The organism is Pseudomonas sp. TWI923, assembly GCF_039673365.1.
GTDB lineage: Bacteria > Pseudomonadota > Gammaproteobacteria > Pseudomonadales > Pseudomonadaceae > Aquipseudomonas > Aquipseudomonas sichuanensis.
In genome coordinates, this window is record NZ_JBDJLM010000133.1 from 1 (window position 1) to 6,942 (window position 6,942).

Here is a 6,942-nt window from a genome sequence, read left to right on the forward strand (position 1 = left end):
TGTTGGGGGGGCGGGCTCGGGGCCGGGCCGCCCGACGCGGCCCCCCCCCCCCGCCCCCACAACGCTTCGCGCCTGCATGAGACGGGTTGGCTAGCGCTCCAGTTCGTCCACCGCCTCCTGCAGTTCCTTCTTGGCCTCGGCGAGCTTGTCCTTGCGCTTGTTGATCTTCTCCGCGTCGCCTTTCTTCATGGCTTTGTCCAGGTCTTTAGTGCGCTGGTTCACTTCGTGACGGGCGTCGAGCACCTTCTGCTCGCGCTCCTTGCGCAGGCCGGCATCGGTGCAGTGTTCGGTCACTTCACCCAAGGCCGTTTCCAGCCCGGCCAGTTGCTCTTTGTTGTCATGGGCGCGGGCTTGTTCGATCTGTTCGCTGATGGCCTGACGCTTGGCCGCGCATCCAGTCAGCGCCGGCTGCTCTTCGGCAGCCATCAGCGGGCTGGCGACGAAACCCAGCAGGGTGGTCAGGGCGAGGGACGAAAGCAGTTTCATCAAGGGCTCCATTCGGGGCAGGGCAGCAGAAAGCGGAATGCTGCCCTGAACCGCGAAATTTAGAAACCCTCGATTGCATGTTGTCGCAGTTGCAGGGCCAGGGCCTGTACCTGCTCATGGTTGAAAAAGCCACGCAATTGCGTGGCTCGACCGGGGCCGATGCCTGGCTCGGCAAGCCATTGCTCAATGTTTCTGGAGGCCAGGGTGGGCCAATCGGGCCCAAGCTTCAGGGCGGCCGGGGCGGGTACGCCGAGGGCGCGTAGCCACCGTTCGAACGGCTGCTGGCGGGCTTGGGCGAAGGCGTGTTGCAAGTGATCGGCGCGGGCCTGGGCAATGCCGGGCACGGTCGCCAGGGTGTCGCGGTCGAGGTCCAGCCAGTCGGCCAGGGTCGTCAATCGCCCGCTGTCGATCAGTCGCTGCCAGGTGCCGGGCCCCGTGCCAGGCATGTTCAGCCCCTGCTTGCCGCTGAGCCAGGCCAGCCGGGCAAGAAACTGTTGCTGGCAACCCTCGCTGGCCTGCCAGCAGCTCAGTGCGTGGTGCTCGGCCGGGTCTGGCGCGATTACCGGTGTTCGCTGAGGGCTGCGGTGCACCACGCTGTCCAGGCGTGGAATGGTCAGGCCCGCCAGGCTCACCGCCACCTGGTCGCCCGGGCGAATGTCCAGTTGCTGCCAGCGCGTCAGCGAGCCCAGGCTGAGCTGGCTGATTTGCCGGTCATCCAGGCGCAGCGGTTCGAGCTGCAGCAGCGGGGTGATGCGCCCGGTGCGGCCGATGCGAAAATGCACCCCGCGTACCTGTGCCAGCGCCTGCCTGAACGGGTACTTCCAGGCGGCGATCCAGTAGGGCGTGCGGGCTTGCCAGCGCTCGGCCGGTGGCCGGCTGTCCTGGCGCAGGATCACGCCATCGGTGGCGAAGGGCAGGGCGGCGCGATACCAATGCTGGCGCCAGTGTGCGGCCTCCTCAAAGGTGCTGATCGCCACGCTGTGGCGCAGGCTGTCGGCAAACCCCAGCGTTGCGAGCTGCGCCAGGCGTTCGGCCTGGGTGTCCGGGCCGGTCGGCCAGTCCCAGACGAACAGGCCGATACCGGCGCCCTGCGCATCGCTCAGCTGCTTGCGCGCCAGCAACCCGGCAACGGTGCCGCGCGCGTTGGCGCTGCCGGCCTCTGCCTGCACATGGCCTTCGAGGCGCCAGTACAGCTCGCCTTGGAATACCGTGTCCAGCGGCTGTGGCAGCTCGTGCACGACGCCGCTCAAACGGGGGATGTGCCGGCTCCAGTCATGCCCCTGGGTGCCATCGCCGCGGCTGAGCAGCTGGCTTAACCGGCCCTGGCGAAAGATCAGCGACACGGCCACGCCATCGACCTTGGGTTGTATCCATACGTCTTTCTTGCCCAGTAACCAGTTGTGCACAGCCTGCTCGTCGGCCAGCTTGTCGACGCCGGTATGCGGCACAGGATGGGGGATCGGACCGCGTGCGCTGGCCAGCGGGTTGTCACTGCCTGGCAGGTTGAAACAGGTTTGCAGGGTCAGTAGTTGCTGGCGGCTCTGGTCATAGAGCTCGTCCGCCACAAGGGCAATGCCCTGGCGGTGATAGTGGTCGTCCCAGTGGGCCAAGGTCTGGCGCAGGTGGGCGACTTCAGCACGGGCGCGCGTTGTGTTCCAGTCGGGGCAGGGCTCGGCATTGGCCGGGGCGAGGTAGGCGCACAGCAGAACAAACAGCAACCTGGGCGACATGGCCGGCATCCTTGCGTGGCGAAAGGGAATGCTCAGCCTAGGCACGGCTGGGCAGCCGCGGCGCGTCGGATTGTCAGGCGGTATTTCATGAAAAAGGCCCCTGCCGATCACTCGGCAGGGGCCTTCCTGTACCGCCGTAGGAGGTTTACAGGCCGGCAGCGGCGCGCAGGGCGTCGGCGCGGTCGGTGCGCTCCCAGGTGAAGGTGGTGAAGGTGTCGTCGCCGACGGTCTTCTGCTGCGGGGTACGGCCGAAGTGACCGTAGGCAGCGGTTTCCTGGTACATCGGGTGCAGCAGGTCGAGCATGGTGGTGATGGCGTACGGGCGCAGGTCGAAGCACTCGCGCACCAGCTGGACGATCTTGTCGTCGGAGATCTTGCCGGTACCGAAGGTGTTCAGCGAGATCGAGGTCGGCTGGGCCACGCCGATGGCGTAGGAAACCTGGATCTCGCAACGCTCGGCCAGGCCTGCGGCGACGATGTTCTTGGCCACGTAGCGGCCAGCGTAGGCGGCCGAGCGGTCGACCTTGGACGGGTCCTTGCCGGAGAACGCGCCACCGCCGTGGCGGGCCATGCCGCCGTAGGAGTCAACGATGATCTTGCGGCCGGTCAGGCCGCAGTCACCCACCGGGCCACCGATGATGAACTGGCCGGTCGGGTTGATGTGGAACTGGGTGCCCTTGTGCAGCAGCTCGGCTGGCAGGGTGTGCTTGACGATCAGCTCCATCACCGCTTCCTGCAGGTCTTTTTGCGACACTTCAGGGTTGTGCTGGGTGGACAGGACCACGGCGTCGATGCCGACGACCTTGCCGTTTTCATAGCGGCAGGTGACCTGCGACTTGGCATCGGGGCGCAGCCACGGCAGCAGGCCGGACTTGCGCGCTTCGGCCTGGCGCTCGACCAGGCGGTGCGAGAAGCAGATCGGTGCTGGCATCAGCACGTCGGTTTCGTTGCTGGCATAGCCGAACATCAGGCCCTGGTCGCCGGCACCCTGGTCTTCCGGCTTGCTGCGGTCAACGCCCTGGGCGATGTCCACCGACTGCTTGCCGATGATGTTCATCACGGCGCAGGTGGCGCCATCGAAGCCGACGTCGGAGCTGTTGTAGCCGATGTCGACGATGACCTTGCGCACGATGTCTTCCAGGTCGACCCAGGCCGAAGTGGTGACTTCGCCGGCGATGATGGCGACACCGGTCTTGACCAGGGTTTCACACGCGACGCGGGCGAACTTGTCCTGGGTGATGATGGCATCCAGCACTGCGTCGGAGATCTGGTCGGCGATCTTGTCCGGATGCCCTTCGGACACGGACTCGGAAGTGAAAAGGGAATATTCGCTCATCTCGAGGGGTTCCTAAAATGTACCGATGTGTGTGTCGCCAGCGGCCCGCTGGAAATGCCGGACCTGGATCTGGAAACCGTTACGCAAGCCAACGTAGAGGCTGTCCCCGTGGGTCAGCCCCGCCGCATTGGCCCAACGGGCCAGGTCATCCTGCTCGAAACCAAGCCAGAGATCGCCGCAGGCATCGCGCGCCCACCCCTGGTCATGGCTGCACAGCTCGGTGACCAGCAGGCTGCCGCCCGCCTTCACACGTTTGGCCAGCAGGCGCAGGGCCAGGGCCGGGTCGCTGAAATGGTGCAGGACCATGTTCAGCACAACGCAGTCGGCTTCCACATCCGTTGCACCCAGTGCATCGGCCAACTGCAGGTTTACGTTACTTAACCCGTCGCGCTCGCAGACCTGACGGGCCAGGTCGAGCATGGTCGGGCTGTTGTCCATGGCCGTGACCTGAGCGAAGCGCTGCGCCAGGTCCGGCAGGAAACCGCCATCGCCGGGGCCGACTTCCAGCGCGCTGGCGGTGGGCGCGAAGCTCAGCTTGTCGAGCAGCGTCAGCAGGCTTTCGCGGTACTGCGGCAGGCCGGCGATGAGGTCTTGTTGGGCGCGAAACTTCTCTTCCACGCGCAGGAAGAAATCCTGGCTGGTGGCAGCACGGCGTTGCTGGACCTGGGCGATGCGGGTCTGCACGTCCTGCGCCAGGGCCAGTTCATCGACCTCGTCGAGCAGGGCGGCATGCAGGCGCCCGCCGGGCAGCGCGCGGCGGTAGAAGATCGCGTTGCCTTCGCGGCGGGTCGCCACCAGCTCGGCCTGGGCCAGCACCTTGAGGTGGTGGCTCATGCCGGATTGGCCGATGTCGAAGATCTGCGCCAGTTCCAGCACGCCGAACGAGTCGTTGGCCAGCGCGCGCAGCACGTTCAGGCGCAGCGGATCGCCGCTGGCCTTGCACAGGGCGGCCAGCTCGTCGCTGCTTTGAAGTGGAATGGGCGCACGAAGATTCATGGGGCGGGAGTCTAGACAGGGGAGGCAGCCGTCGCAATAGCAATATCAAAAAGTTTTGATATTGGCTGATGGGCGGAGAGAGGTCTGGGCTTGTTCGCGGGTAAACCCGCTCCCACAGGCCAGCGCGTTACCTGTGGGAGCGGGTTTACCCGCGAAGAAGTCCACACGGTTCCCGCTGTTTTCACCTGAATACCCAGCCAAACACAGGAAAAATGCCCGACTGCGACCATCCGTCATTGCCCCCGGCACCCCCAGTGGGCGAAAATGGCCGCCTTTTTTCGTTTCACTATCTATTCAAGCCCCAGGAGACTCAGCGATGCCCAGCCGTCGTGAACGTGCCAACGCCATTCGTGCCCTCAGCATGGATGCCGTGCAAAAGGCCAACAGCGGCCACCCAGGTGCCCCCATGGGCATGGCGGATATCGCCGAAGTGCTTTGGCGCGACTACCTGAAGCACAACCCGAGCAACCCGAACTTCGCCGACCGTGACCGCTTCGTGCTGTCCAACGGCCACGGCTCGATGCTCATCTATTCGCTGCTGCACCTGACCGGCTACGACGTCACCATCGACGACCTCAAGGCGTTCCGTCAGCTGCACAGCCGCACCCCGGGCCACCCGGAGTTCGGTTACACCCCTGGCGTCGAAACCACCACCGGCCCGCTGGGCCAGGGCCTGGCCAACGCCGTGGGCTTCGCCCTGGCAGAAAAAGTGCTGGGCGCCCAGTTCAACCGTGAAGGCCACAACATCGTCGACCACAACACCTACGTGTTCCTCGGCGACGGCTGCATGATGGAAGGCATCTCCCACGAAGTCGCCTCGCTGGCCGGCACCCTGGGCCTGAACAAGCTGGTTGCCTTCTATGACGACAACGGCATCTCCATCGACGGCGAAGTGGAAGGCTGGTTCACCGACGATACGCCGAAGCGCTTCGAGTCCTACGGCTGGCTGGTGATCCGCAATGTCGACGGCCATGACGCCGACGAAATCCGCACCGCGATCGATACCGCACGCAAGAGCGACCGTCCGACCCTGATCTGCTGCAAGACCATCATCGGCTTCGGCTCGCCGAACAAGCAGGGCAAGGAAGACTGCCACGGCGCACCGCTGGGCAACGACGAAATCGCCCTGGCCCGCAAGGAACTGAACTGGAACCACGGCCCGTTCGAAATCCCCGCCGACATCTACGCCGAGTGGGATGCCAAGGCCCAGGGCGCCAAGGTCGAAGCCGAGTGGGACCAGCGCTTCGCTGCCTACGCTGGCGCCTTCCCTGAACTGGCCAGCGAGCTCAAGCGTCGCCTGAGCGGTGAGCTGCCGGCGGACTTCGCCGAGAAAGCGGCGGCCTACATTGCCGAAGTCGCGGCCAAGGGCGAAACCATCGCCAGCCGTAAAGCCAGCCAGAACACCCTCAATGCGTTCGGCCCGCTGCTGCCAGAGTTCCTCGGTGGTTCGGCTGACCTGGCCGGCTCCAACCTGACCCTGTGGAAGGGTTGCAAGGGCGTCAGCGCTGAAGATGCCAGCGGCAACTACATGTATTACGGCGTGCGCGAATTCGGCATGACCGCGATCATGAACGGCGTTGCCCTGCACGGCGGCCTGGTCCCTTACGGCGCCACCTTCCTGATGTTCATGGAGTACGCCCGCAACGCCGTGCGCATGTCGGCACTGATGAAGCAGCGCGTGATCCACGTCTACACCCACGACTCCATCGGCCTGGGCGAAGACGGCCCGACTCACCAGCCGATCGAGCAGCTGACCAGCCTGCGCAGCACGCCGAACCTGGACACCTGGCGCCCTGCCGACGCGGTCGAATCCGCGGTGTCCTGGAAGTGCGCCCTGGAGCGCAAGGACGGCCCGTCGGCGCTGATCTTCTCGCGCCAGAACCTGCAGCACCAGACCCGCGACGCCCAGCAGATCGCCGACATCGCCCGTGGCGGTTACGTGCTCAAGGACTGCGCCGGCGAGCCTGAGCTGATCCTGATCGCCACCGGTTCCGAAGTGGGCCTGGCTGTTCAGGCGTTCGACAAGCTCAGCGAGCAGGGCCGCAAGGTCCGCGTGGTGTCGATGCCGAGCACCAGCGTGTTCGACGCCCAGGACGCTGCCTACAAGCAGTCGGTACTGCCGCTGCAAGTGGGCGCGCGTATCGCCATCGAAGCTGCCCACGCGGACTTCTGGTACAAGTACGTCGGCCTCGAAGGCCGCGTCATCGGCATGACCACGTACGGTGAGTCGGCGCCGGCTGCCGCGCTGTTCGAAGAATTCGGCTTCACCCTGGACAACATCCTGGGTACCGCTGAAGAGCTGCTGGAAGACTGATGTATCCGGGAGGCCATGTGCCTCCCACCTGATCGCGGGGCAAGCCCGCTCCCACAAGGCATCCCGGTGCCTTGTGGGAG

At 65.3% G+C, this 6,942-nt stretch carries 5 protein-coding genes; 1 reads left to right on the plus strand and 4 read right to left on the minus strand.

Translation table 11 applies throughout. From position 1 onward, the window contains the following. Positions 1-90: 90 nt before the first annotated feature. The 4 genes from ABE459_RS25285 to ABE459_RS25300 form a co-directional block, all read right to left on the minus strand. Positions 91-486, minus strand: coding sequence for a DUF1090 domain-containing protein (locus ABE459_RS25285; protein WP_125465816.1), 396 nt, complete (start codon positions 484-486; stop codon positions 91-93). A 59-nt stretch (positions 487-545) separates the two neighbouring features. Beyond that, on the minus strand, positions 546-2,216 hold the full coding sequence (gene ligB / locus ABE459_RS25290) for an NAD-dependent DNA ligase LigB (protein WP_323830461.1): 1,671 nt from the start codon (positions 2,214-2,216) through the stop codon (positions 546-548). A 145-nt stretch (positions 2,217-2,361) separates the two neighbouring features. After that, on the minus strand, positions 2,362-3,552 hold the full coding sequence (gene metK / locus ABE459_RS25295; RefSeq protein ID WP_125465814.1) for a methionine adenosyltransferase: 1,191 nt from the start codon (positions 3,550-3,552) through the stop codon (positions 2,362-2,364). Between the two features lie 12 nt (positions 3,553-3,564). Beyond that, positions 3,565-4,548, minus strand: a complete 984-nt coding sequence (locus ABE459_RS25300; RefSeq protein WP_258705241.1) for a metalloregulator ArsR/SmtB family transcription factor — start codon at positions 4,546-4,548, stop codon at positions 3,565-3,567. 316 nt (positions 4,549-4,864) lie between these two features. Between ABE459_RS25300 and tkt the strand changes: the two genes are divergently transcribed. Further along, positions 4,865-6,862, plus strand: coding sequence for a transketolase (tkt, locus tag ABE459_RS25305; protein WP_153788398.1), 1,998 nt, complete (start codon positions 4,865-4,867; stop codon positions 6,860-6,862). Positions 6,863-6,942: the final 80 nt, after the last annotated feature.

Coding starts and splice junctions, on each gene's coding strand:
- ABE459_RS25285 (WP_125465816.1), bottom strand. CDS start 486: ATGAAACTGCTTTCGTCCCTCGCCCTGACCACCCTGCTGGGTTTCGTC.
- ABE459_RS25300 (WP_258705241.1), bottom strand. CDS start 4,548: ATGAATCTTCGTGCGCCCATTCCACTTCAAAGCAGCGACGAGCTGGCC.
- ligB (WP_323830461.1), bottom strand. CDS start 2,216: ATGTCGCCCAGGTTGCTGTTTGTTCTGCTGTGCGCCTACCTCGCCCCG.
- tkt (WP_153788398.1), top strand. CDS start 4,865: ATGCCCAGCCGTCGTGAACGTGCCAACGCCATTCGTGCCCTCAGCATG.
- metK (WP_125465814.1), bottom strand. CDS start 3,552: ATGAGCGAATATTCCCTTTTCACTTCCGAGTCCGTGTCCGAAGGGCAT.